General features: G+C 56.8%; 1 protein-coding gene. It reads left to right on the forward strand.

Annotated features, from left to right (window positions below):
- The first annotated feature begins 77 nt into the window (after positions 1 to 77).
- Positions 78 to 1,142 (forward strand): photosystem II q(b) protein, encoded by a 1,065-nt coding sequence (psbA, locus tag NW853_RS08240; protein ID WP_414336205.1) that lies wholly within the window; start codon positions 78 to 80, stop codon positions 1,140 to 1,142.
- Positions 1,143 to 1,145: the final 3 nt, after the last annotated feature.

Genomic DNA, 1,145 nt, shown 5'->3' on the forward strand with positions numbered 1-1,145 from the left:
AGCCAGTTGACAGAACTTAACGGATGTTTTAAGGTTGTGTTGTCAATCTTCGCGCTTCCTCAGGGAAGTTTGCCATCATGACTACTGTTATCCAACGTCGCTCAACCAGCAACGTGTGGGAGCAGTTCTGCGAGTGGGTCACCTCCACCGACAACCGTCTCTACATCGGTTGGTTCGGGGTGCTGATGATCCCCACCCTGCTGACTGCCACCACCTGCTTCATCATTGCCTTTATCGGTGCTCCCCCGGTGGACATCGACGGGATTCGCGAGCCTGTGTCTGGTTCTTTGCTGTACGGCAACAACATTATTTCTGGGGCGGTGGTGCCCTCTTCGGCTGCGATTGGTCTGCACTTTTACCCGATTTGGGAAGCCGCTTCTTTGGATGAGTGGCTGTACAACGGCGGCCCCTACCAGCTGATTGTGCTGCACTTTTTGATTGGGGTGTTTTGCTACATGGGCCGGGAGTGGGAGCTGAGCTACCGCTTGGGGATGCGTCCCTGGATTGCGGTGGCCTACTCGGCGCCGGTGGCGGCGGCGACGGCCGTGTTTTTGATTTACCCGATTGGTCAGGGGTCGTTTTCGGACGGGATGCCCTTGGGGATTTCGGGGACGTTCAACTTCATGTTGGTGTTCCAAGCGGAGCACAACATTTTGATGCACCCGTTCCACCAGTTGGGCGTGGCCGGCGTGTTTGGGGGTGCGCTGTTTAGTGCGATGCACGGGTCGTTGGTGACCTCGAGCCTGATTCGTGAGACTTCGGAAGAGGAGTCGCAGAACTTGGGTTACAAGTTTGGGCAAGAGGAAGAGACCTACAACATTGTGGCGGCGCACGGGTATTTTGGGCGGTTGATTTTCCAATATGCGTCGTTCAACAACAGCCGCAGCCTGCACTTTTTCCTGGCGGCGTGGCCTGTGATTGGGATTTGGTTTACGGCGCTGGGGATCAGCATCATGGCGTTCAACCTGAACGGGTTCAACTTCAACCAGTCGATTGTGGACAGCAACGGTCGTGTGGTTGGGACGTGGGCGGATGTGCTGAACCGTGCCAACCTGGGGATGGAAGTGATGCACGAGCGGAATGCGCACAACTTCCCGCTGGATTTGGCGGCGGTGGAAGTGGCGCCGGCCATCCGTGGCTAATCC

The sequence above is a fragment of the Synechococcus sp. H55.11 genome (assembly GCF_047462475.1).
In the GTDB taxonomy this organism is placed as follows: domain Bacteria; phylum Cyanobacteriota; class Cyanobacteriia; order Thermostichales; family Thermostichaceae; genus Thermostichus.